Annotated in this window: 14 protein-coding genes and 1 pseudogene; 5 read left to right on the forward strand and 10 right to left on the reverse strand. The window is 61.6% G+C overall.

The window, feature by feature from the left end; all coding sequences use genetic code 11:
• A partial coding sequence (locus N5A92_RS24580) for an SDR family oxidoreductase (protein ID WP_260907048.1) occupies nt 1-211 on the forward strand: 211 nt, incomplete at its 5' end.
• Between the two features lie 39 nt (nt 212-250).
• Nucleotides 251-421: pseudogene (locus N5A92_RS24585) on the forward strand (HAD-IA family hydrolase); the annotation flags it as partial.
• Between the two features lie 116 nt (nt 422-537).
• Here N5A92_RS24585 and N5A92_RS24590 read toward each other — a convergent pair.
• The 10 genes from N5A92_RS24590 to N5A92_RS24635 all read right to left on the reverse strand — a co-directional run bounded on the left by N5A92_RS24590 (nt 538) and on the right by N5A92_RS24635 (nt 16,580).
• A complete protein-coding gene (locus N5A92_RS24590; protein WP_260907049.1) occupies nt 538-3,042 on the reverse strand; it encodes a hypothetical protein in 2,505 nt (834 codons plus the stop codon).
• Nucleotides 3,039-4,337, reverse strand: a complete 1,299-nt coding sequence (locus N5A92_RS24595) for an HAD family hydrolase (protein WP_260907051.1) — start codon at nt 4,335-4,337, stop codon at nt 3,039-3,041. Before N5A92_RS24595 ends, N5A92_RS24590 begins: the two co-directional genes overlap by 4 nt.
• Nucleotides 4,334-5,377, reverse strand: a complete 1,044-nt coding sequence (locus N5A92_RS24600) for an ABC transporter ATP-binding protein (protein ID WP_313958457.1) — start codon at nt 5,375-5,377, stop codon at nt 4,334-4,336. The genes N5A92_RS24595 and N5A92_RS24600 overlap by 4 nt, the downstream gene beginning before the upstream one ends.
• Nucleotides 5,374-6,414, reverse strand: a complete 1,041-nt coding sequence (locus N5A92_RS24605; RefSeq protein ID WP_260907052.1) for an ABC transporter ATP-binding protein — start codon at nt 6,412-6,414, stop codon at nt 5,374-5,376. Before N5A92_RS24605 ends, N5A92_RS24600 begins: the two co-directional genes overlap by 4 nt.
• Before the next feature lie 11 nt (nt 6,415-6,425).
• The gene (locus N5A92_RS24610) at nt 6,426-7,562 is read right to left on the reverse strand and encodes an ABC transporter permease (RefSeq protein ID WP_260907053.1); all 1,137 of its coding nucleotides are present in this window, start codon (nt 7,560-7,562) and stop codon (nt 6,426-6,428) included.
• A gap of 11 nt (nt 7,563-7,573) precedes the next feature.
• Entirely contained in the window at nt 7,574-8,560 is a 987-nt protein-coding gene (locus N5A92_RS24615) for an ABC transporter permease (protein ID WP_260907054.1), read from the reverse strand.
• A 372-nt stretch (nt 8,561-8,932) separates the two neighbouring features.
• Complete coding sequence (locus tag N5A92_RS24620; protein WP_260907055.1) at nt 8,933-10,837, reverse strand: ABC transporter substrate-binding protein; 1,905 nt, start codon at nt 10,835-10,837, stop codon at nt 8,933-8,935.
• A 335-nt stretch (nt 10,838-11,172) separates the two neighbouring features.
• Entirely contained in the window at nt 11,173-12,216 is a 1,044-nt protein-coding gene (locus tag N5A92_RS24625; protein WP_260907056.1) for a LacI family DNA-binding transcriptional regulator, read from the reverse strand.
• Nucleotides 12,217-12,237: 21 nt separating this feature from the next.
• Entirely contained in the window at nt 12,238-13,476 is a 1,239-nt protein-coding gene (locus tag N5A92_RS24630; protein ID WP_260907057.1) for a CehA/McbA family metallohydrolase, read from the reverse strand.
• Nucleotides 13,477-13,478: 2 nt separating this feature from the next.
• Nucleotides 13,479-16,580: an alpha-mannosidase gene (locus N5A92_RS24635; RefSeq protein ID WP_260907058.1), complete on the reverse strand. Its 3,102-nt coding sequence runs from the start codon at nt 16,578-16,580 to the stop codon at nt 13,479-13,481.
• Nucleotides 16,581-17,970: 1,390 nt separating this feature from the next.
• Here N5A92_RS24635 and wecB point away from each other — a divergent pair.
• The 3 genes from wecB to N5A92_RS24650 are packed head-to-tail and all read left to right on the forward strand — an operon-like array spanning nt 17,971 to nt 23,771.
• Entirely contained in the window at nt 17,971-19,098 is a 1,128-nt protein-coding gene (gene wecB / locus N5A92_RS24640; protein WP_260907059.1) for a non-hydrolyzing UDP-N-acetylglucosamine 2-epimerase, read from the forward strand.
• Between the two features lie 4 nt (nt 19,099-19,102).
• The gene (gene wecC, locus N5A92_RS24645; protein WP_260907060.1) at nt 19,103-20,371 is read left to right on the forward strand and encodes a UDP-N-acetyl-D-mannosamine dehydrogenase; all 1,269 of its coding nucleotides are present in this window, start codon (nt 19,103-19,105) and stop codon (nt 20,369-20,371) included.
• A gap of 25 nt (nt 20,372-20,396) precedes the next feature.
• Nucleotides 20,397-23,771 (forward strand): glycosyltransferase family protein, encoded by a 3,375-nt coding sequence (locus tag N5A92_RS24650; protein ID WP_260907062.1) that lies wholly within the window; start codon nt 20,397-20,399, stop codon nt 23,769-23,771.
• Nucleotides 23,772-23,783 lie beyond the last annotated feature (12 nt).

Below are 23,783 nucleotides of genomic sequence, written 5' to 3' on the forward strand. Positions count from 1 at the left end.
CTTCTCGCGCACGGACATGGTAACGGAAGTGCTGAAGATGACGCCCGCCAGGACCGAAAGGGCCGAGGCGGGCCTGACACGCGGCGTGCCGATGCGGCGCCTGGCGGAGGTGGACGAGGTGGTGAAGGTCATCCTTTTCGCCGCCGAACCGGGCAACAGCTTCATGACCGGACAGGCGCTTGCCGTAGATGGGGGGATAACGGCGACCTGACGGCTGCTAAAGCAATTCCAGGAAAAGAGGAAACCGCTTGGCCTGCTCTCCCATTTCGAGCTGCACATCTATAGCGCCACAATGGCGGCGAACGGCAAGCCGGCGCCGGACCTTTTCCTCCACGCCTCAAACATGATGGGCGTGAAGCCGGCCAACTGCATTGTCGTTGAGGACAGCCCCGCCGGCCTCAAGGCCGCATTCGAAACGGGCCCGATCGCATCTTTGATAACATGCGCCACCTGCCCGCCCTGTCGGTGATGCGCGGAAGGGATGAGTGGCGCGCACGTTCCTACCCACCGCATCCTGAAGGACAAAAGCCACAATCATCAGAGAGCTGGCGCGGAGATCTCGCAGATTAGCGGCTCGATCCCAGGATTGGGGAAGACGAAGGGTGCGCCGTCGACGGATAACCCTCGCACATAATCGAGCGAAAGTGCCGCCCTGCCGGTGCGGGTGAGCGTCGCGCGCGTGGCGCCGGCGTCGAATGCGAGGGAGGTGCCCGCTAGGGTTCTTGCGACGGCAGAGGCGTCGGCACCCGGCGGCAGTTCTCCCACCAGCGCCGCCCAGGCGGCCCTCGTCCCATACGCACGGTACTCGCGCCCGGCACCCGGCCCCTCCCTCACCGGCTTGATCGGCGCAGAGGCGGTAAAGGCGGCGAAGCCGCGGCCGGCGCGGAGGATGAGCCAATTGTCTTTCAGAATACGTTCATCGAAGCCATCGTCGGGCGCATAAACGTGGCTAAAATTCACCCGCGGCGTCTCACCGAGGTCATAGAGCATGAGGGCTGCGTCCTCGTACTGTGCGACGCGTGGCATCACGCCATTGCCGGCCCAGTAGGAGGGGCGCTGGTGGCCCCAGGGATCATCCTCGCCGGGATGGTTGATCCAGGCGCGCGCGAAGGGATGATGCGCGAACAGGACGTCCAGCACGTGCTGCTGGTGTCCTTTGTGACCTGGCTGACCGTCGACCGAAATGGAAAGCTGCACGGAGGCGCGTTTGTAGAGGGCGAGTTTGGCTCCGCCATCGTAGCCTTGGACGTAGTGCGCCGTCAGCGCTGCGCCTTCCGGCGGCGAGACGTAGCGGGAAAGCCCCTCGGGCGGCGTATAGTCGCTCGCGGCGAACATCGGCAGCGCAGCGACGCCGTTGTTGAGCCAACCTTCACCGAAGACGACCGTGGCAAATGGGGAAAGTTCGGTGAGCGGGCCGGCGCGCAGCTCCTTGTCGTAGGCGCGGCCCATGGTGCCGGCCGACACACCGCCCAGCGTGTGCAGGGCGATCATAGTGAAGAGCCGGTCGAGAAGCTTCTCCGTGCGTGCCCTAAGCTCGCCGTCCGCCCAATACTGGAGTGCCATCAGGCCGATGAAGTCGATCGGATAGTAGGCGGCAGAATTCCATTCCGCGAGGCCGTGCGCCTCCACAGAATCGAACCATTTGCTGAGGCGCTCGGTGGCGAGTGCAGCCTGTTCACGGCCGGTGCGGCCGGAGGCGGTGAAGGTGTCGCCGGGGAAAAGTCGTCCCGCCATATATTGCGAAACGTGGAAGCACAGCACGTGGTTCTCGCTCCAGAACCACATGACGTCGTTGCCCGGCTCGTCCACCCAGTAGCGGTACTCTAGGACGGAGCGGCGAATGCGCTTGGCAAGCTCTGTCGGCAGCTGGTCGTTGTAGGCGCCATAGAGCCAAAGCAGCGGCACCATGACGAAATCGGAGCAGTCGCGCCGCTCCTCGATCATGGCCAACGTGTCGAGGATGATCGCTTCCAGAGTCTGATCGGACGCAGCACCGGTCGCCAACATTGCGAGCGCCCGCCCGGCGCGGAGATCGCCATGAGCGGCGGCGAAGGACAGTGCCTCGCGCTTGCGGGATTGCAGGTCGGGGGCGTGCGGTGGCGGTGTCGTCTGTCGCAGGAGAGCAAAACCGATATGCCGCTCCACACGCGCATCGCCGATTTCGAAGGTGAGGTCGAGCGGATGATAGGCATCGGGCAGCCCGTCGATGCCCGCGAGCGCCACGCGGTCGGTTCCCGCCTTCAGCACCGCCTCTGCCGTGAAGAGAGGCGGCTTGTGGCGCATATGGACGCTTTGCTGGACGCGACCGGTGATTGTCACGTCGGTCGTTGCCGGCTGGTCGAAGGCGAGCACCAATTCGCCGCCGGTGAAGAATTCGTGCTCGGGGCGGACGCTTTTGGCGAGGGCCATCAGGGTGGCCATGTCCGCCTCGCTCGCCCCGCCCGGCACGCTCGACTGGAGCGCCTCGCCTGAGAGCGATGTGAGCTCGACATACCAGTTGGTGTCGCGCTCGGCTAAATCCTCCGTCAGCATGACGACTTCGCTGCCACCCGGCTTTAGCGGCAGTGCGATCTCTATCGTATGTTCGGTGTTTCGGGTGAAGGGCTCGAACTTCGCCGCAAGTTTGCCGTCCACCCAGATGTGGATCCCGCCGCAGGTGGCAAGCCGGAACCGGTAGTCCCCGCCCTCGGGCGGGACCAGAAAGCTACGGCACCAGCGGGCAAGCCGCGTCGGGCGGTGCCAGAAGCCGGAAAATTCCAGCCGCCGGTTGAAGCCTGGGAGATTGATGCTTTCCACGGGCCAATCAGTCTCGAGCCTCACTTCGCGAACCTTCACCTCGGCCCACCAGGCGAGGCGGCAGGGCAGGTCTCCCACATCGACAAACCCGTTGATGAAGCGGTAATTGACGCGGTCGGCGGCGGGGGCGGCAGTGCCTGGATAGTAGGCCGCCTCGAGCGGCGAAACCTCCCAGGTGGTCACCGTCTCTCCGGGACCCACGGGGAAGGAGGCCATGCCGTCCCTGCCCTTCGCGAGCGCGCTCACGCTTCGGCTCCTCCAGCTTTGGGACGTTCCGCCAGAACTTCTTGCTGCATAGCCGCTTCGATCTCGTGAAGCAGGGGGGGGACGTCTGCCGGTGTGAAGACCGAAAAGTCGGGCCGCTCGCCGTCTTCGGCAGGCTCGTGCGTACGCCGGCGCGACCAGCCGAAGAAGATGCTGGTAATTCTGAAGGCGTTGGCACCCTTGATGTCGCGGGAGAGATTGTTGCCAATCATCACCGTCGATCCGGCTTGCGCCTTTTCGAGACCGAGCTGTTCGAAAGCGGCGGCGTACATTTTCGGCGACGGCTTCGGTTCGCCCACGTCACCGGAAATGATGTGCGCGTCGAAAAGGTCCCAGAGGCCAGCCGGCTTCAGGATGTTCTCGAAGGTTTCGCGCGGACCGTCGGCGACAAGCGCGAGGCGGTAGCCGGCTGCCGCCACCTGGCGCACCATTTCCCCTGCCCCAGGGATAAGCTCCGCACGCACCACTACCTCGCTGCCCGGCAGCTTCTCCTCGGTCGCTTCGTCGGCGATTGTATCGCCGCAATCGAACAGGACGGCACGGATGTGGGGGATGTCTTGCGGAAGCCGGACGATCAAGCTGGCGATCCGCGCTGGTATCCAGCGTTCAAGAATGCCCCACGGGACGAGAGAGACGCCCTGCCCTTGGTCACTGTTCCCGGTAAACGCAAAAGAGGGCTCGAAGGCGTCCGCCTTCATCTTGAGCTTGGCCAGCCTGTGGTCGAAGGCGGTGGGCGTGATCCTCCCACTTGTCGCGAAGACATTGCCGAGGTGCACGCCTTCCCATGCGGAGAGTTCGTTGCACAGCGCGGAGAGCAGCCGCCCGGTCTTTTCCTTCATCTCGGCGGGATCGACCCAATGAGCGTGCTTGCCGGCTTCGGCATAAAGCACCGGCCGCGATCCTTGCATGCGGCAGAGCCCGCCATCTATGGTCATTTCGAGGCGCTTGCCGTGGCGGGAGGCTTCCACCCGGATGACCTTGCCAATCTCGTCTAGATAGACCCACACATGCTCCAGGTCGTACATGTGCTGGATGTCCCAGTCATACCAGACGGCATATTCGATGGCCGGGCCGCCAAGCGGCCTGACCTGGAATTTCGAGGAGGGCGACTGGCCTGGCTCCCGGAATATCGTGTAGCCCATGGCGAGCGGCGGATAGGGCTCGGCCTGGTCGAGCATCAGGAGAGGCGTGTGAGCGCGCGCTATGGCGTGGTCGGCGCCGTGCGCGCCGGCGTCCAATTCCTCAAGCTCACCCTTGAAGGCGAGGGCCACCGTCATGCGCCTACCCCGGCAAGATCGAGCTCTTCGGCATAATGGCAGCGTACCTGACGGCCGCGCACGGGGCGAAGTTCGGGAACCTCCTTCTTGCAAAGGTCGGTGGCATAGGGGCAGCGCGGGTGGAAGGTGCAGCCCGTGGGTGGGTTGGCCGGGTCGGCGATCTCGCCTTTCAAGACGATGCGCCGGCCGCTTTCGCGGCGGCGCGGGTCCGGTTGCGGCACGGCTGAAAGCAGCGCTTCGGTGTAGGGGTGCAGCGGCTTTTCGAAGATTTCGGCTGTGTCGCCAAGCTCTACCAAGCGGCCCACATACATCACGCCGATGCGGTCGGAGATGTGCTCGACCATGCCGAGGTCATGGGTGATGAAGAGATAGGTGAGGCCGAACTTCTCCTGCAGATCCTGCAACAGATTGATGTTCTGCGCGGCCACGGAAACATCAAGCGCGGAGACCGCCTCGTCGGCTGCGATAAAGCTCGGGTTGAGGGCGAGCGCGCGGGCAATGCCGATGCGCTGGCGCTGGCCGCCGGAAAAGGCGTGCGGATAGCGCACGGCATACTCGGGCCTGAGGCCCACGAGCCCCAGAAGTTCGCCCACCCGGTCGCGGATTTCGCCCTTGGAGCCGACGCCGTGGATGACCAGTGGCTCCCCAACGATATCGAGCAGCGTCATGCGCGGGTCGAGCGAGGAATAGGGGTCCTGAAAGACCATCTGCATCTCGCGCCGGACCGGGCGCATCTCGCGGTCGGAGAGGTCCGACAGATCGACCACGCTGCCGTCGCCGCGGCGGAATTTGATGGAGCCGCCGGTGAGCATGTAGGCGCGGAGGATGAGGCGGGCGACAGTGGACTTGCCCGAGCCGCTCTCGCCCACAAGGCCGAAAGTTTCGCCGCGCCTGATGTTGAAGCTCACATCGTCGACGGCCTTGACCTCGCCCACCTGCCTTTGCAGCCAGCCGCGCGTGACGGGGAAGTATTTCTTGAGGCCCGAGACGGAAATCAGTGCATCTTCGGGCATGCTGGGCATTGTCTCGGTCCTGCTCATAGCACCACCTCCTCCGGCAGTTCTCCGGCAAGATGGCAGCGTGCGGACTGATCATCCGGGAACCGCTTCACGTCGGGCGCATAGACGTCGCAGCGCCCGGCGACCGAATAGGCGCAGCGCGGGTGGAATGAGCAGCCGCGCGGTGCGTTGAAGGGGTCCGGCACCATGCCGGGGATGGTTTTGAGCCGATGCACCGGCGCCTGGCCGAGCCGCGGGATCGATTGCAACAGCGCGCGCGTGTAGGGGTGCTTGGGCTGGTAGAAGATGTCGTCGACGCTGCCGGTCTCGACGATGCGCCCGAGATACATCACCGCCACGCGGTCCGCGATGTCGGCCACCACGCCGAAATTGTGGGTGATGAAGACGATGGCCATACCCATTTCCTCTTGAAGAGACTTCAGGAGTTCGAGGATCTGGGCTTCGGTGGTGACATCAAGCGCGGTGGTCGGCTCGTCGGCGATGAGCAATGCCGGGTCGCAGGAAAGCGCCAGCGCGATCATCGCCCGCTGACGCATGCCGCCGGAAAGCTGGTGCGGGTAGCGGTCGACCATCTCGGAGGGCTTCGGCAACTGCACTTTCTCCAGAAGCTCGATGGCGCGGGCGCGGGCGGCCTCCTTGCCGACGCGCTTGTGCAGCATCACCGTGCGCATGATCTGCGTGCCGATGGAGTGCACTGGTGAGAGCGCGGTCATCGGCTCCTGGAAGATCATGCCGATATGCCCGCCGCGCAGCTCGCGCATCTTGCGGCCGTCACGGGGGAGACTGGAAATCTCGACCTCCTTGCCCTGCTCGGGGCGGAAGCGGATGTGGCCGCTGGCCTGGATCGCGTTCTTGGCCAGAAGCCGCATGATGGCGCGGGCCGTCACCGACTTGCCAGAGCCCGACTCGCCGACGATGCCGAGCACTTCGCCTCGGTCGACATGATAGGAGACGCCGTTGACAGCCTTCACGAGCCCCTCGCGCATGGAGAAGTGCACGTGAACGTCATCGAGCTCGAGGAGGCGTTCGGGAGGCATGGGGGTTGTGTCTATCGTCATTGCTTGCCTCCTCACCGGCCGTAGGGGTCGGCTGCGTCGCGCAGGCCGTCGCCCATGAAGTTGAAGGCGAGCACGACGAGCACCACCGCGGCACCCGGCGCGAGCAGCCAGGGCGCGAGCGAAATGGTGCGCAGATTCTGCGCTTCCTGGAGAAGCACGCCCCAGCTCACGACGGGCGGGCGGAGCCCCAGGCCAAGGAAGGAAAGCGCCGTCTCGCCAAGGATCATCTCCGGGACGGCGAGCGTCATGGCGGCGATGATGTAGCTCGTCATGGCGGGCAGCATGTGTTTCGTGATGACGCGGTATTCGGAAGCGCCGGCAAGGCGCGCGGCGAGAACGTAGTCCTCCGTCTTCAACGAAAAGAAACGCCCGCGCACTACGCGTGCCAGATGCGTCCAGCCGATCAGCGACAGGATGATGGTGATCAGGACATAGACGAAGAGTGGATCCCACGCGATGGGGAGTGCGGCGGCAAGCCCCATCCACAGGGGGATGGTGGGGATCGAGCGGATGAACTCCATCAGGCGCTGGATTCCCGCGTCCAGCCAGCCGCCGTAATAGCCAGAGATGGCGCCCAGCGCTAGGCCGAGCACGAAGGAGAAGGCGACGCCGACGAGACCTGCGGAGAGGGTGACGCGGGCGCCGTAGAGCAGCCGCGTGAAGAGGTCGCGGCCGAGCGAATCCGTGCCGAGCAGGTTGACCCGCTGTCGCCGGTGCTCGACGCCGAACAGGTGCAGGTCCGTCGAGAAAAGTCCGAGGAGGTGATAGGTCTCGCCGCGTACGAACGAGCGGATCGGGAGGATTTCGTCATGGTCTGGCTCGTAGGTGACGCGTGCGGTCTCCGGGTCGCGTGTGCGCTTGAGCGCATAGACGAACGGCCCCTTGAACGCGCCCTCGTGGAAAAAATGGATCGCGCGCGGCGGCGAGAATGTGTTGAGCCGGTCGATTGAGGACGGTGTGTAGGGCGAGATGAAATCGGCGAAGATCGCCGCCACGCACAGAAGCACGAGGAAGATGAGCGAGGTGAGCGCCAGCTTGTGCTGGCGGAAGCGCCACCAGATCAGTGTCCAGGGTTTGGCGGTATAGAGCTGCTCCTCGCGGCCGGGCGCGGTCTCGGTGACGGGAGCTTCCAATGTCTCGATGGCCATGGGTCGATCCCTCACGAATACCGGATGCGCGGATCGGACCACGCCAGAAGAACGTCGGAGACCAGCGTGCCGACAATCGTGAACACGCTGAGGATGAGGATGAAGCTGCCGGCCAGATACATGTCCTGCATCTTGAGCGCCTGGAGCAGAAGCGGACCGGTGGTCGGCAGGTTGAGCACCACCGCCGTGATCACGTCGCCGGAGAAGAGCGCCGGCAGGGCCCACCCGACGGTGGAGATGAAGGGGTTCAGTGCCACGCGCACTGGGTAGCCCCAGACCACCTGGCGCTCGCTCAAGCCCTGTGCGTAGGCAGTCTCGACATAGGGCTTGCCCAGTTCGTCGAGCATGTTGGCGCGCATGACGCGGAGGAGGCCGGCCGCGCCGCCTGTGGCAAGGACCACCACCGGCACCCAGAGGTGGGAGAGGAGGTTGAGCACTTTGTCGATGGTCCAGGGTGCCGACTGATAGCGTGGCGACAAGAGCCCGCCGACATCCATGTTGAGCCAGGTGAAGCCGAGCCACATCAGGACGAGCGCCAGCAGGAAATCCGGTATGCCTTTGCCGAGGAAGCCGAAGATGGTGAAGATATAGTCGAAGAACGAATACTGCCGCGTTGCCGCATAGACGCCGATGGGAATGGCGATGATCCAGGTAAAGACCATGGAGAGCGTCGAGATGGCGAGCGTCAGGCCGAGGCGATCCCAGATGAGGGAGGAGACCGGCGCGTTCCATTCGAGCGAATGGCCGAAATCGCCGCGGAAGACAATATTCGTGATCCAGCGCAAGTACTGCACCAGCACCGGATCGTTGAGCCCGAACTGCTCCCGAAGTGCCGCCTCCTGTACTTCGGTCAGGTACTCGCCGCCATGGCGGAGTTGTGCTGCATAGGAGGTAACATAGTCGCCGGGCGGAAGCTGGATGATGACGAAGGCGATGAACGACACGAAGATGAGCGTCGGGATCGCCCAAAGGGTGCGTCTGACGATGTATCCGACCATATCCTTCGCTTCCCTCAATTATTTGTCAGCCGGAGAAACCGCAGCCAGAGCGTGGCACCTGATGGGCATGCATCCCGCCCTCGCCCTTCGAAAAGCTCAGCATGGGGGCTGGCGTTCGTGCCCGCTCTCGAACATCGAGGCTTGAACGATGCCGGGGTGGCTTTGCCGCCATGGTCGACCCTCCGGTAGGCTTAAGCCCACCATCAGGGCTGGCGTGAGAGCTCGACGTCGCAGGCTGTACAGCCCGGCCATGCCTCCGTTCTCATCGTGAGCTTGTCGAAGGACGAGGGCACGACCTTTCGGTTCCACCTGATATCTATCCCGTTTTGCTCCGGGAAAGACAGCCACGCCTCTCCCGGAGCGGGATTAAGCCTACTGCTTGATCCAGAACTGCTGCGGGCGGCTCAGGCCCACGCCGCGGGTCACGTCGTCTTCGACCTTGCCATTCTCGAAGTTCATGAAGTTGTTGGACAGAACGGCAAGTGCGGCCTGTTCGCCCACGAGGCCGATGACCCAGCCCTCCGTGACGAAGGTCTCGATCATCTCGTTGACGGCCGCGTCAGCTTCCTCGACCGTGCCTGCGGTCGACGCCTTGTCCCAGGCCGTCCACACCTGCCGGATCGGATGATCAGCCGGCGGCTCGATGCCGGATTCACCCTTGGTTCTGTACCAGACGTAGTACTGGTGGGCGTAGCTGTCGTTGCCCATCATGAGACGCGGGTCGGCCGGCACGATGGAAAGGCGGCTGAACGGATAATACTGGACCTGGAACTCGTTGTTGTCGCGGTTCGAATCCCACTGCGTGCGGTCGATGATGCGGGGAAGGAGCTCGATGCCCACGTCGCTGAGATTATCGGCGATCAGTTCGAGGACGGTCGAGTATGCCCCGTCATTCGCCTCGACCACAATCGCAAGGCGCTGCCCATCTGGTCGCAGACGAAAGCCGTCGCTGTCGCGCTCTGCAAGCCCTAGCCCATCAAGCAGCTCGTTGGCGATATCCGGGTCGTATTCAGTCCAGTGCGTCTCTAAATCTTCCCGGAAATAGGGCGACCCGGAAATGGGTGCGGCCTGACGCCCCTCTGCGAGGCCGGAGAAGCCCAGCTCGTTGATCAGTTCGCGATCGATTGCGATGCTGAGCGCCTGACGGAAGTCCTTCTCTTCGAAGAGCTTGCGCAGCACCTCGTCCTTCATGTTGTAGTTGGGCACGAGCGACCATGTCGTCGCGGCGATGCCGTTGCCCACGTGGTAGTTCCCCTTCTCTTCGTTCTCCTTGTAGAAGGTGAAATCCTGGGCTTCGGCATAGCGCATCTGCATGTCGATCTGTCCCTGGACGATCATGAGATTAAAGCTCTCCTGATCCTGGAACAGCTTATGCTCGATGCGGTCGATATAGGGGAGCTGATTGCCGTCCTGGTCGACGGCATAATAGTACGGGTTGCGCACCATTGTGACCGTCTCGCTGGGGGCCGGCTTCTCGATCTTCCAGGCGGTGATGACCGGCAGCTCCGGGTTCGACCACCAGGCCGTCACTGCGCCCTTGGAACCCCAGAGGTCCTGCCACTTGGAAACGCCGAACTTCTTGGCGGCCGCGTCAAGCTCTTCCTGCGAGGCGTACTTGTTGTTGAATTGGGCGAGGTAGTGCTTGGGGAACAGGAAGCTGGGCCGATCGAGGCTTGGCTCGCCGGTCGAATCCTTCGCCAGGATCTGCAGGAAATACACATAGGGCTCGGCGAACTTTACCTTAAAGGTCTGCTCATCGACGATCTCGACCTCCATCGGCTTGCCGCCGGGCGCGAAGGTGGGATCGATCGATGGGACGATCTCCGGATTGAGGAAGATGTCCTCGTACCAAAAGCGCACATCCTCGGTCGTCACCGGCTCACCGTCCGACCATTTCAGGCCCTTGAGCAGGGTAAAGGTGAATTCCGTCGAATCCTCGTTCACCTCGTAGGACTCGATATAGCCGGGCACCAGCCGGAGCACGCCATCCTCGCCCTGATGCCATTTGAGCACGCGCTCTTCCATCAGCTTCGTGGGGCCCCAGCGATCGCCCGGCCCCTTGTAGGCGCGCTGCCAGGTGCCGCCGTACTGTCCCACCTCCACGGCCTCGACGACGGTGGGATTCTCCGGCAGCCGCTCATCGACCGGCGGCAATTCGCCCGCCTCCACCTTCTCGGCGAGCATGGGGGCTTCCTGAAACGCATGGGCGGATGTCAAGAAGGACACCGAGGAGATCAGGCCCATCGCGAGCGCGGCAAGTGTGCGTTTGGCACTCATGTGCATTGCCTCACTAGTTTTGAGAAGAAGAACGCGCGTGTGCGCGGAAGCGCGGCGATCCGCCGGCGCTGGCTCTGCCCGATGTTCGGGCGGCAAACATAACGAAAAAATTTTCATGTCCTCCCTTTTGCTGCTTTCCTCTCCCGCAGTCGAAGCAGCCTTTCTGGCTTATCACCGCCTCATGCTGCGCCACTTGTTAGAGTATACAATTGCGACAATTTCGTTACGAATCAACAGAAAATACTTGCATGGAGGGTCCCGCACCAGCGCTGTAGCCGTCGCAGCGAAAGGACCGTAAAAGAGAGCGCAAATTTTTCAATTGATTAGCTGCTCCCTCACCCGCCAAGCGTGGCGACACTCCTGCGGATGACAAGTTTGCAACCGAGTTCGAGCCGATGCGCCGCGCGCTCGGTCGTGTTGGCGAGCACACGCTGTTCGAGAAGGTGCAGCGCCTCCGGGCCCATCTGGTTGAGCGGCACGTAGACGGTGGTCAGCGGCGGTGTCACCAGTTCGCCCAGCGCCACGCCGTCGAAGCCCATGACGGAGACATTCTCGGGGATGCGGATACCCGCCGCGTGGAGCGCCCGCATGGCGCCGAGGGCAAGGTTGTCGGCAGCACAGAAGATCGCCGTCACGCCGTCGAGCCCTCCGCTCTCGGCGAGCCAGCGGGCGATCGCCTTTTCGCCGAGCTTCGGCTCGTACCCGCCCGCGTGAAGCACGCGCGCGTCGGCGAGGGGCAAATCATTGGCCTTGAAGGCGTCGATGAAGCCATCGCGGCGGCGCCTGATGGTCGTGCGCCCTTCCCAGGTGAGGTGCAGGATCGTGCGGTGCCCCTGCGAGATCAGCCAGTTGGTCGCCAGTTGCGCGGCAAAGCGATTGCCGGGCGTGACGCTGTCAATCTTCATTTCCTGGTCTTCGCCGTTGATGAGCACCGCCGGAATGCCGGCGTTGCAGATCCCATGCAAAACCTCGCGCCGGTCGTCGTTGAGAAGCAGAACGCCATCGGCGGACTCCGCCTGGGCGGTCTCGACGATCTTGCGGGCGGTCAGCGACCCATTGCCGGTCAGCGGCACCAGCCGGACACCCCGGCGCTCGCACTCGCGCGTCAGTCCATTAAGCACAGTCCAGGAGAAGAGATTGATCTCGTTCTCCGGGATGGCATCGTCCGGAACGGCCAGCACCACCGTATCGAGCGCGGTGATCGTCGCCTTGGCCTGCCGCTCCGCCAGATAGCCGAGCCGACGCGCCGCATCGACCACCCGCGCCCGCACCTCGGCCGAGATCGGCGCCGTGCCGTTGAGCACATGCGAGACGGTGGAGATCGCCACCCCCGCCTCGCGCGAGATGTCCTTTATGCCGACCTTCTTCCGAACCGCCATGGGTCTTTCACCTAGGCCGTACTAAGCGGCATAAAACGGGTTGGTGAAAAGCCGCGGCTCCTCGCCATGCCAGACCTCGAAGCGCGCAAACCGTCCATCCACCCGCCCTTCTTTTATTATTTCCGTCTGCCCTGGCTCCACACGAGTGGCGTCGACCGTTCCCTTTTCGGTGACGACCCGCACCTCGTCACCCGCCGCAAGCCCCGAAAATCGCACTGCATAAGGCGCTCCGGCGGGAACGCGTTCGCCAAACGCAGCGGTTCTGTCCAGCGGTTCCGCCGTCGTCGTTTCCGGGCCGAAGCAAACGACGTTACGCCCAGCCCGGATGGCTTCGAGCACGTCCGCCACCGCCTCGCCGCAGGCCAGGAGCCTGTTCGACGGTCGGCCGTGCCGGCGCCGGTTCTTGAGGTGGAAATCACTGCCGCCGGTCGCCGGGACGATCCGGCCGGCGGTAAGCAATTCCTGCCAAAAGCGAAGGGCATCGGCGTTCAAGGGCGACCAGGGGCCGTTCCAGATTTCGATGGCGTCGAAATCGAGGTCGAGCCCGCACTGCCACTTGCCGCCGGCGGAGCGCTGAAAAGGGTGGTTGATGACGATGGTCGCCCCGTTCGCACGTGCCTCCGCCATGCGCTCGGCCACGTCCTCTGGCCGGCGGCAGCGCCAGTCCTCGACCGGATCGGCGACGCCCAGGAAATTTGTGTGGCCCCAGTAGCTGGTTAGCTCCATGCCGGGGATCACCAGCATACCCGGGTCGTCGGGCCGCACGCGGTTCTGGGCGGTGGTGTTGTGGTCGGTCAGAGCGACGAAGTCGAGGCGTGCCGTCCGCGCCCGGTGGATCGCGTCGCCCACGGGAACGCCGCCGTCGGAATGCTCGGTATGGGAATGGATGTCGCCGGTCAGCCAGCGGGTGCTGCGCGGGATCAATCTTATCGTCACGTCGACCCGGCAGTCCGGCCCGATCTTGACGATGCCCAGCACCACGTCCCAGCGCCCGGCAAGGGGGCCTGGATGATAACCCGGCGTCGCCCGGTCGGCGGCGATGGTGATGTGACCATACTCCGACCCGGTCCAGCCGCGCATCCGCCCTTCGTGCGCGATGCCGAGGTCGATCACACTGCCGCCGCTGCCTGCCGGAAAGAGGTAGGAGACCTCGATCCGCTCGATCTCCGGCCCAACGTGGAAGGGGATTTCGACGAAGGATTTTTCGCCGCCCGGAAAATCGGTGACGGTGTGCGAGAAATGATGTTCCTGGCTCTCCACGGTTAGCCTCTCTTCAGCCGGACGGTACGGATTTGAAACGGCGTAAAGCCGAGCCTCAGGCGACCGTCCGTCACAGGAAGTGCTTGAGGGTTGCGCTCCAGCAGATCGACCTCGGCGGCCTCGGCGAAGCCTGCCGGAAGGATGAGCGCGGCTTCCGTCTGGCGGCCATGCGTCTCCCACAGCCGCAAGACGATCTCCTCCCCTGCCTCCGCCTTTTTCACGCTCTCGACAGTGACGCCCTCCCCCTCAACCTCGAGCAGCGATATAGGATCTCCCGCACTACCATTGCCGCCTTCCAGAAGCCTCAGCGGCATGTTGAAGGCCTCGGCGGCCGCCGGCACCCCCTCGCCCGCAAAGGTGCCGTGATGAACGAGGAGCGCGTAGCGGAAGCGGTGCTGGCCCTGGTCCGCTTCGGTCCACGGCGAGGTCGGCGAGCGCAACAGCGTGAGCCGCAGGGTCGTGCCCTTCGCGTCATAGCCGTATTTGCAGTCGTTCAGGAGGGCTGCACCGAAATCGGGCTCCGAGACATCCAGCCAGCGGTGCATGGCGCATTCGAACCGCGCCCGATCCCACGACGTGTTGCGATGGGTGGGCCGCCGCACATGGCCGAACTGAATCTCGGCGTTCACCGCATCCGCGCGGATGTCCAGGGGGAATGCGGCCTTCACCAGCGTGTGGTTCTCGTGCCAGTCGACGAAGGTGTCTATGTCAAGCCGTGCCGACCCGGCTTCGAGGGCCGCCACCTGTACGATCCGTGAGCGCTCGTAGCGCCATTCGAAGCGAATTGCGGCGCGATAGGGCCCAGTCTCGACCACTTGCGCCGAGACAAGATCGTCGATCTCCCACGCCTGATCCTCGAAATCAGGATCGATCTCCCAGGCGTCGTAGGCGACGGGCAGGTCGCGGAAGGCCTGCAGCCGGTTCGCCCGCTCGCCGGGTTTCAGGACTTGGCGCCCGTTGCGCTTGTCGCGGATCGAGGTGATGCGCCCCTTCTCGTCGAAGGCAACGGCGAGCACCGCGTTCTCGATATGACGCTCCGAGACAGCCAGATCGCCCGATCCTTCGACGGTCGCACCGCCATCCTCAACGCGTACAATGCGCGTTCCGAGCGCCGGCACGGCGGCGACAGGTGCCACCTGCTCGAGCGCACCGTCCGCTCGGTGCATGGTCTGTGTCGGCAGTCTTTTGTCACCGTCCAAAATAGTCTTCGCCTCGGCACCCGGCAGCGCAACGAGCCCGGCGCGCGGCCGCCCGAGGGCGTTGAAGAGGAGATTCTCCCCCTGCCCCGCCAGAATACTTGCAAGCTCCGCCGTCAGCGCCGCTGCCTCTTCGAAGAAGGAGGCATAGTCGCGGTCGCTGTCCTCATAGACCCCACCGACTGAGGAGCCGGGCAGGATGTCGTGGAACTGGTTGAGGAGCACAATGCGCCAGAGCCGATGCAGGCGCTCTGACGGATAGGGATGGCCATGGGCCAGATTGGCGAGCACCGCCAGCGCCTCGATCTCCCTCAGCGCGATCTCCGCCAGCCGGTTGTTGCGCTTGTTCTTGGCGACTGAGGTGAGCGTGCCGCGGTGGAATTCGAGGTAGAGCTCGCCGACCCAAGTGGGAAAATCTTCGGGCGCGGCTTTCATCCTCGCTAGCAACCGATCGAAGAAGGGACGCATGTGCTCGTGCCGCACTTTGGGGCAGCCGGGTATGCCGCGCTCCATGCGCCTGACATTCTCCAGCATCTCGCGCGTCGGCCCGCCGCCGCCGTCGCCGTGCCCGTAGACGAGGAAGATTTCGTCGTTCACCGCCTGCTGCCCGTAGCGCCGCCACGCCCCCATCACGTGGGTCGGCTTCAGGTCAGCGTTGTAGGTCGTGCCGATGCTCTTGGAATCATAAGGCTGAGTGGTGAGGAAATAGGCCGCGACCCGTGTGCCGTCGATGCCCTGCCAGTGGAAGGTGTCGTAGGGCATGCGGTTTGTGTCGTTCCACGACAGCTTGTGCGTGACGAAGACGTCGAGGCCCGAGAGCCGCATGAGCTGCGGCAACGCGGCCGTATAGCCGAAAGTGTCGGGCAGCCAGACGATGCGCGGACGCACCCCAAATTTTTCTTCATGATAGTGCACACCGTGCAGGATGTGCCGCACGAAGGATTCGCCACCGGTGATGTTGGCATCCGGCTCCAGCCACAAGGCGCCTTCGATCTCGAAGCGGCCTTCGGAGACGCGGTCGGAAAGACGTGCGAAGAGTTCCGGATAATCCTCCTCCAGCCAGTCGAGAAGGACGCCTTGGTTGTACATGAAGCGGTAGTCCGGATACTCCTCCATCAGCTTTAACGCCGTCGCCATGGAGCGCGCCATCTTGCGCCGCGTGGCGGCCAACCGCCACAGCCAGGCGACATCGATATGAGTATGGCCGGTGGCAACGACCGTCGGCTTCTTCTCGAAATCCGTTGCCTCGTAGACGCGCGCCGCAATGGCCTCCGCCGCCGCAAGGCTCGCCGTGAAGCGCGCGGGATTGCCCGGCCTGAAATCGATCGCGGCCAGCGCCTCGTCTACGCAATTAAAAATCAGGTGCCGCCGCGTATCTTCGTCCGGCAGATGTCGTGCCACGTCCACCGGCACGCGCAGGTCGTAGTAGACCTTCTCCGCAACGGCATCGTGGACGAGGAGCGCAGCCGAAAACCCGAGCAGCCGCCGATCCTCGATCGTCTCCGCCTCGATGAAGATCTCGAAGCGCTCACCGGCGACGGCGTTTTCGGTCAGAAGCACCTCGCGGTGATTGCCGTCCACCCCCTGGGCGATTCGGTCACCGATCCAGACGAGGCACTGTGGATCGGTGCGTCCCATGGGGCGCCCGAACTCAGCCTCGATGCTCAGGTAGACCCTGTGCCCCGCCGCCGCCTCGGGGATCACCGCCGTCCCGGCAAATTCAAACCGCCTCTCCGGCCCGCCCCAGACAAGATCGTTCCGCATCTCCTGCCAGCCATCCTCCGGCGTGGCCGTATTGCCGCCATTGGGCTGCTGCCGGAATTGCAACGGCACGTTCACATTGAGCGGTTGAAAAATCCGCTCGCGGAGCACTCCGAGGAGATGGTCTATCTTGGTGATACGGTGCATCGGCTGTCACTGGGTAGGAGTTATCGGCAGGCGTTGCCTTCTCGACCGGCAAGTAGCTTTGCGGCTGTCCCATCGCCCAAGGGGCGGTCGAAACAGGCCAAGAGGAGGTGAAAGTTTTTCATGATTGGCCACATCTGAGCCGAAAAACTATCGCGCCATTGACCTCTTCACAAGCCTTAATTCGTGCCTCTCCAATGCCCCGGCTTCCACGCTGGGCCATGTGCGCCGACCGCAGCTAACGCGATTCTTCCTGAAAATAATTTCGTAACGGTGACGGCAGCACTCGCAGGGCCGCACGCGCATTTTCCTGTCGTCCAGCCCGGTGCTTGGCGCACGGAATTCAGGTATATCGTGGTTTGGTTGTGAGTGCGCAGCGTGCATAAATCGGGCAGCACTGCGAACAGTGTTTTCTCACGCTTCGGCAGCACCGTCAGCCTGTGGGGCTTGGTTTTCACCGCTAGCCAAAAGCCGAAGGGAAAGATCATAGACCGCACCGGCCCAAGGGCGCGGCGGTCTTGCTCGACTAGAAAGTGAGCGTAATGAACGGCACCCCCACGCCGCCGAGCAGGACTAGGACGAGAGCCGTGTACCAAAAAACGAACGCCGCGCGGTGCATGCCTCTAGCCCCTCGTCCCGCTGCCAACACTTGGTCACCTAGCGCAATCCGAAAGGAAACACCATGGACCGCACGGTGTCCAGCGGCTTGGCGATCCAGCTTGAATCCGCGTATCAGACGGCGGCAACCGCAACTCAGAGCCTCCCAAGCCGCTGACGCGGATGACGCTCGATGAGGTGCAGTGCGTTCTCGGTCAGTGACTGCCGCCCACGCCCTGGGCGATGCGGTCGCCGATCCAGAAGAGACACTGCGGCTCGGGCGCCCAAAGTCAGCCTCGATGCCCAGGTAGATTCTTTGCGCCGCCTTCGCCTCCGGGACCACCGCCGTCCCGGCAAACTGCAAGCGCCTCGACTCCGCATTCCCTTGCCAGATCCTCGAAGTTTCCCAGGAAGGGGAACCCCCTTGTTGACGTTGGATTCGGCTAGATCTGACCGTTCATTTTTTGTCATTTATCACCTCTTAAATTGGACGCTTTTTGCCCAATCCATAAAGACCTGGGACAGACACTGAATTCGGGAAATAACGATTTCCGCTGGAAAGTGACAACGCTCAACATCAGGAGAGGCAAAGCGAAAACGAGCTCTCTTCTGGCTTCAACGAATTTTACATCGCGGACTGCCACAGCATGAGGCTATTTAGTCACACTCCAACATCGATTCCTTGCATCAAGCGAGAAGCGCGAATAGAAAGCGGTTTGGGTAATTTCGGGGAAATCATCAGACATGGGGGGCTGCGTCGATAAGGCGAGCAGCGGCCAAACGAGGTTGATAGATTATGAAAGTATTGTCCGTCGTGGGGACGCGACCGGAAGCCATCAAGATGGCACCCTTGATATTGGCACTGCAAGCCGACCAACGGTTTTTATCCAGGCTCTGTGTGACTGCCCAGCATCGTCAGATGCTGGACCGGGCACTTGATCTTTTTGAGCTTACGCCAGACTTCGATCTCGACATCATGCGACCAGGGCAGGACCTTAACGATGTCACGGCTGCCATCTTGTTGCGGTTGAGGGGCGTGCTTTCCGAGTTTCGCCCGGACGTTGTGCTGGTGCACGGTGACACGGCCACGACCTTCGCTGCGACCCTAGCAGCCTACAACCAGAAGATCCCGGTGGGGCATGTCGAAGCTGGTCTCAGGACCGGCAATCTCTATTCGCCCTGGCCGGAAGAGGCGAACCGCAAGCTGACCGGAGCCTTGGCCTCGCTGCATTTCGCCCCCACCGAAACGGCCAGTCGCAACCTGATACGGGAGAGCGTCGATCCTGCCGCCATCCACGTGACCGGCAACACCGTGGTCGATGCGCTCTTCCACGTAGTCGACAAGCTGAATCGAGACACGACACTGCAGGAACGCTTTCAGCGGCAATTCGGATTTCTCGACCAGGAGAAGCGGATGGTGCTGGTCACTGGACACCGCCGGGAGAGTTTCGGCGGTGGATTTGAGCGGATCTGCACCGCCTTGATGGAGGCGGTCAACAGGTTTCCCGACATCGAGATTGTCTACCCCGTGCACCTCAACCCCAATGTGCAGGAGCCCGTGCGGCGGCGGCTGGGGGACAGCGAGCGCGTTCACCTGATCGAGCCGCTGGATTATCTACCCTTCGTCTATCTCATGGACCGCGCCCATCTCATCATCACCGATTCCGGCGGCGTACAGGAGGAAGCTCCGTCACTTGGCAAGCCGGTTCTGGTCATGCGCGATACCACGGAGCGCCCAGAGGCGGTGGAGGCCGGCACCGTCCGGCTGGTGGGAACAGACATCGATAAGATCGTTGGGGCGGTCACGGAGTTGCTCACCAATACCGCCGCTTATGACCGCATGGGCTTTGCCCACAATCCGTACGGCGACGGGAAGGCGTGCGAACGCATTCTCTCGGTGCTCACTACCTTCAGGAGAGACTGACTGCATGAGTTATGAAACGGTTTCGGTCATAGGTCTCGGCTATATCGGGCTTCCCACCGCGGCCGTGCTCGCTGCGCGCAAGAAGAAGGTGATCGGCGTCGACATTAATCCCCAGGCAGTGGAGACGATCAACCGCGGCGAGATCCATATCGTTGAGCCGGATCTCGATATCGTTGTGCATGCCGCAGTGAGCGAGGGCTGGCTGCGTGCCACGACTCAGCCGGAGCCAGCCGACGCCTTCTTGATCGCCGTCCCAACACCATTTATAGACGGGCACCAACCTGACCTGACCTATATCAAGGCAGCGAGCAAGGCGATCGCTCCGGTCCTAAAAAAGGGCGACTTAGTAATCCTGGAATCGACGTCGCCAGTAGGCGCTACAGAGGATCTGTCGGAGTGGCTAGCCGAGGCTCGTCCGGACCTTACCTTCCCGCAGAGCCACGGCGAAGCATCTGATATCCGCATAGCCCATTGTCCCGAACGCGTGCTGCCCGGTCATGTCCTGCGCGAACTGGTGCAGAATGACCGTGTCGTTGGCGGCATGACCCCGAGATGCTCGGAAGCGGCAGTTGCGCTCTATAAGACCTTCGTGGAAGGCGACTGCATCGTCACCAATGCACGGACAGCCGAGATGTGCAAGCTGACCGAGAACAGCTTTCGGGATGTCAACATCGCCTTCGCCAACGAGCTATCAATTATCTGCGACCGGTTGGCCATAAATGTCTGGGAACTCATCCGCCTGGCCAACCACCATCCCCGGGTTAATATACTGAAGCCAGGGCCTGGCGTTGGCGGGCATTGCATCGCCGTAGACCCCTGGTTCATCGTTGCCAAGACGCCCGAGGAGGCGCGCCTCATCCGCACCGCACGCGATGTCAACGACGGTAAGCCGCGCTGGGTACTCGACAAGGTTGACACAGCCGTAGGCAAATTTCTCAGCGAACATCCCTCCAAGACCGCTAAGGATGTAACGATCGCCTGCTTTGGCCTGGCATTCAAGCCAGACATAGATGACCTGCGAGAAAGCCCGGCTCTAGCCATTGCGCAGGAAATTGCCAGCACAAACCCAGGCCTGACCTTGGTTATAGAACCCAACATCGACGAACTGCCCGCAGCAAAGCTGGATCGATGCGAATTGGTTGAGACACAATACGCCCTCGAGAATGCAGACATAATCGTTATGCTAGTGGATCATAAACCGTTCAAGATCATTGCTCCCCAGCAGCTTCAAGGACGCTATCTCGTTGACAGCCGCGGGATCTGGACTGACTGAGGCGGAGACCGTTGAGGGGGCTGTGATGGCGGTGGAAAATCAAGAACGCGCACTGTGCGACTACCTTGATGAGCTTGGACTTCGGGGCCACTGCTGGTTTATTGGGGACGATAAGTCTCTCCTGCGGGCCTTGTCCAAACAATTTCCAGGCGAAGCAGTCCATACAGGTACTCCCGCGTCTCGGGACGCACTCGAGCAATGCAGTGTGCTGATACTGAGCCTCAGTGAAAACCGCTCGAACGAGGTGATCTTCGCGGGACTAGAAACTATCTCTGCACGCCCACTTATTGTTCTACTCGGCGACACCGGTTTGCCCGTTTCATACCAGGACAGACTGCTTGCGCTCGGCTATCGACTGCTGCCCAAGCAGCCAAAAGGACACCCCTTTCATGTGATCGAGCATGCCGAGATGGCTCACAAAAAGCATTTCGACGTTGCCCACTATTGGGAAAAGCGCTACGCCTCTGGCCACAGCAGCGGTGCAGGCTCCTATGGCCGTCTGGCGCAATTCAAGGCGCACTTTATCAACCATTTCGTCCAACAGCATAGAATCAAGTCGGTACTGGAACTTGGCTGTGGAGACGGTGCACAACTTGCCCTTGCCGAGTATCCGCAGTACCTCGGCTTGGATATCAGCCCGACAATCATTGAGCGCTGCCGCCGCATTTTCGCGCACGATTCATCAAAACAGTTCGAAGTTTACGATCCCGAGAACTTTAATCCCGAGTCCATGCAGGCGGAACTTGGGCTTTCCTTGGACGTGGTCTATCACCTGTCAAATGATAAGGTATATCACGCCTATCTGGATCATCTCTTCGCGGTCTCATCACGCTTTGTCATCATCTACAGCAACAGTGATAGGGAAAGCCTGGTTGGCGTAAACGAATCGGCTGCTTACGTCCGCTTCCGGGATGTCCTTGAAGACATCAAGCAATGGCAACCCAACTGGTCACTCATCTCGGCCAAGCCCAACCGCTTTCCCTACTCCACTCTCAACCCGTCCAACACGTCCGTTGCGGATTTCTTTGTGTTTGAAAAGCAGCAGAAGGGCAAAGCAAAAATCTTATCGGCTGCAGAGAAGGAATCCTTCCTCACCGAAAAAATCATCAACACCTTGATGATCTCCGACGAAAACGCCAAACACATTGCCGACAATGTCACCGCATCCGGCAAAAAAATTGATGCCCTAGTCAGCATCATCAAGAAATTGGACAACGCTCGGCAACAGAAAGCGGCAGAGGATGTCAGCGCCACTCAGGAGAAAATCGATGCGCTGGCAGAAAAGATTGAGAAGCTGGACAATGCACAACAACTGCAAGCGCTAGTAGCGCAGCAGCAGGTGTTGCAAGATGAACAAAAAGTACAGCGGGAGCAACTGCACTTGCAATTAGAGCATCTACGGTCGCAACTGGAGCGATCGAATGCAGAGAAACTGAAGATCAGTGCACGATTTAGTGACGTCTGCGCCAAATACCGCGCAGCCAACGCCAGATACCGTAGCGCGTGCCAGCAGATTGCAGCGTTGAAAGCCAGCCCAGCCTATAAAGCAGGTTCGTATGTACAAGCTGCCTCTCATTCAATGGCCGATGCAGCCAAGCTGCCCGTACGCTTGTGGCGCCTCAAGAAACCAAGGGACAAACCGCCCAGGCGAAACTTTAGCTTGCTGCAAGGGCTGCGTTACATCAAATGGAAGGCTGTGGTTCCCCTCGCCACACGGCTGGGTCTGCCATACAGTAGGGTTGCCCGCATTACGCTTCCCCAGTCAGTCAGGGGAGCTGTGCAACGCATTGGTCAAAAAACAACGGCAACGCCAAGTTCACAAAGTTCTCCCAACACAGCAGCCAAACCCCTGACGCAAAGGGCTGAGGTCTTCACGCCTCCGTCACCTGCCGCACAGGAAGTCAGCATTCTCGGCTGGCCCGCGCCGCTGGAGAACGGCAAGCCACTGGTACTGGCCGTAATGGACGAATTCACAGAGGGCTGCTTCGGTAGCGATCTACGTCTACTCCAACCCCGCCCGGACAACTGGTACGGCCTCGCGAAAAAACATCCCCCGGCCATGGTGTTCATCGAAAGTGCTTGGAAGGGTAACGGCGGCAGCTGGCAATACCGTGTAGGCACTTACAATATGAAACCGGGCCAAGAACTTGCGCAGATGACGAGATGGGCTCGACAGGAGGGGATTCCCTCGGTCTTCTGGAACAAGGAAGACCCCGTCCACCATGATAAATTCATGGAAGCTGCGGCGCTGGCGGATCACATTTTTACGACAGACCAGAACATGGTCGAGTCATACAAGCAACGTACCGGCAACCAATCTGTCTACGCTCTGCCCTTTGCCGCCCAGCCGGCCCTGCACAAACCGGCCGCACTGGCTGATCGGCTGCGCAAGTCCTGCTTTGCCGGAAGCTGGTACGGCAACCGGCACGCCGAGCGCGGCGAAGCCATGAAATGGCTTTTGAAAACCGCACACAAGCACGCTCTCGATATCTTCGACCGGAACTACGGCACCGGAATATTCCCCTTTCCCGAGGAATATCAGGACGGCATCCGCGGCAGCCTCCCCTATCTGGAACTCTGCAAGGAATACCGTCGCTATCGCATATTTCTCAACGTCAATTCCGTAACCGACTCGCCGACCATGTTCTCGCGCCGGGTTTTCGAACTGATGGCCTGCGGAACACCAGTGGTCAGCACATACGCGCGGGGTATTGAAGAAACATTCCAATCCGATGCTGTATGGCTGGTGCGGAACGAAGCAGAGGCCGACGCGGCCATTCAAACCCTGCTCAATGACGATCATGAGTGGCGTCGGCGCAGTCTTGCTGGTATCCGCGAGGTATTCTCTGGCCACACCTATGCCCATCGGCTCAATAGCGTTTTCAAGACTATTGGCCTGACAGAACGCATTGAGACCGAGCCGCAATTGCTGCTACTTGCGCGCGTTAAGCATCAGGCAGAAATGGAGCGTTTGCTGAGTTTTGCGGAGAACCAGCACTATGGACAGTTCCAGTTCTTGATCGAATGCGCATCCAGCGTCTCCGCTGGACGAGCCCCAGACAAGGTTCATTTAATCGCATCAGGCAAACTGCTCAATCGTGTCGCGGAATACAAGGATGGCAATTACGCCGGCATCGGATGGATTTCACCGAACCACATCTATGGCGCTCACTACCTTCAGGATCTCGCCAATGCGATGGCCTACCGGTCGGATGCGAGCGGTTGGGCAAAAGCCTGCGAAGAGGACGCCTTTTCTTTCGGCGCAGAAACTAGGTTGACTGCATCCATCTGGCGGCCGGAAACATTTCGCAAACTATGGCTGACGGTCGAAGATCAAACCGTGTCTAGCCACGATCTTTACTGCGCAGATACTGAAGAATTCACGCCGGCTAGGCAATGATACGGCAGGGGG

The organism is Chelativorans salis, from assembly GCF_025336525.1.
GTDB classification, from domain to species: domain Bacteria; phylum Pseudomonadota; class Alphaproteobacteria; order Rhizobiales; family Rhizobiaceae; genus Chelativorans; species Chelativorans salis.

Excerpts from the sequence above, each read along its gene's own strand:
- N5A92_RS24595 (WP_260907051.1), bottom strand. The coding sequence starts at position 4,337 with ATGACGGTGGCCCTCGCCTTCAAGGGTGAGCTTGAGGAATTGGACGCC.
- N5A92_RS24610 (WP_260907053.1), bottom strand. The coding sequence starts at position 7,562 with ATGGCCATCGAGACATTGGAAGCTCCCGTCACCGAGACCGCGCCCGGC.
- N5A92_RS24615 (WP_260907054.1), bottom strand. The coding sequence starts at position 8,560 with ATGGTCGGATACATCGTCAGACGCACCCTTTGGGCGATCCCGACGCTC.
- N5A92_RS24650 (WP_260907062.1), top strand. The coding sequence starts at position 20,397 with ATGGCGGTGGAAAATCAAGAACGCGCACTGTGCGACTACCTTGATGAG.
- N5A92_RS24635 (WP_260907058.1), bottom strand. The coding sequence starts at position 16,580 with ATGCACCGTATCACCAAGATAGACCATCTCCTCGGAGTGCTCCGCGAG.
- N5A92_RS24625 (WP_260907056.1), bottom strand. The coding sequence starts at position 12,216 with ATGGCGGTTCGGAAGAAGGTCGGCATAAAGGACATCTCGCGCGAGGCG.
- wecB (WP_260907059.1), top strand. The coding sequence starts at position 17,971 with ATGAAAGTATTGTCCGTCGTGGGGACGCGACCGGAAGCCATCAAGATG.
- N5A92_RS24605 (WP_260907052.1), bottom strand. The coding sequence starts at position 6,414 with ATGACGATAGACACAACCCCCATGCCTCCCGAACGCCTCCTCGAGCTC.
- N5A92_RS24600 (WP_313958457.1), bottom strand. The coding sequence starts at position 5,377 with ATGAGCAGGACCGAGACAATGCCCAGCATGCCCGAAGATGCACTGATT.
- N5A92_RS24620 (WP_260907055.1), bottom strand. The coding sequence starts at position 10,837 with ATGAGTGCCAAACGCACACTTGCCGCGCTCGCGATGGGCCTGATCTCC.
- wecC (WP_260907060.1), top strand. The coding sequence starts at position 19,103 with ATGAGTTATGAAACGGTTTCGGTCATAGGTCTCGGCTATATCGGGCTT.